The 994-nt window shown below is 46.0% G+C and carries 2 rRNA genes; both read right to left on the bottom strand.

Features of this window, described 5'->3' with window-relative positions:
- Positions 1-370 (bottom strand): 16S ribosomal RNA (locus DPF91_RS21770); the annotation flags it as partial.
- Between the two features lie 358 nt (positions 371-728).
- Positions 729-844, bottom strand: a 5S ribosomal RNA gene (gene rrf, locus DPF91_RS21765).
- Between the last annotated feature and the right edge of the window lie 150 nt (positions 845-994).

Raw genomic sequence — 994 nt, 5'->3', positions numbered from 1 at the left:
CCACTGCTGCCTCCCGTAGGAGTCTGGACCGTGTCTCAGTTCCAGTGTGGCTGATCATCCTCTCAGACCAGCTAGGGATCGTCGCCTTGGTGAGCCTTTACCTCACCAACTAGCTAATCCCACCTGGGCTAATCTTGACGCGAGAGGCCCGAAGGTCCCCCTCTTTGGCCCGAAGGCRTTATGCGGTATTAGCCATCGTTTCCAATGGTTATCCCCCACATCAAGGCATATTCCCAGGCATTACTCACCCGTCCGCCGCTCGACGCCGTTATCGTCCCCCGAAGGTTCAGATAACTCGTTTCCGCTCGACTTGCATGTGTTAGGCCTGCCGCCAGCGTTCAATCTGAGCCATGATCAAACTCTTCAATTTAAGATTTTGTCGGCTCAATGAATACTGACTTCAAAACTACTAATGTAATTCTAAAGCTATTATCGTTCCAACAGAACGATAATGAATTGACTGTGCCAATGACCGAAGTCATCGTTTGGTCACTCAGTTCATTGAAACCAAAGTTGAAACCGAAGTTTCATTCTTTTGATTATCATCAACGAGTGCCCACACAGATTGATAGGTTTAAATTGTTAAAGAGCTTTGCTTTCAAGGGGTTAACCTCAAGAGCGGATGCGTATAATACGCGATTGACTCTGTAAGTCAACATAAAACTCTAAGATATTTCTTAAAACTTTATGGTGACTGTTTTCTATACAGAAAACGGTCAAAAATTAAAGCCTGGCGATGACCTACTCTCACATGGGGAAGCCCCACACTACCATCGGCGCTGTTGCGTTTCACTTCTGAGTTCGGMATGGAATCAGGTGGGTCCACAACGCTATGGTCGCCAAGCAAATTCTTAATTCGGAAAGCTGTTTTTAGTTCTAGTTATACACATTCAATCTGTTCTTGCTTTGAGTCCATCAAAACCCCTTGGGTGTTGTATGGTTAAGCCTCACGGGCAATTAGTACAGGTTAGCTCAACGCCTCACAACGCTTACA

The organism is Vibrio maerlii (assembly GCF_003415655.1).
Lineage (GTDB): Bacteria > Pseudomonadota > Gammaproteobacteria > Enterobacterales > Vibrionaceae > Vibrio > Vibrio maerlii.
This window is presented reverse-complemented; position numbering and strand designations above follow the sequence as displayed.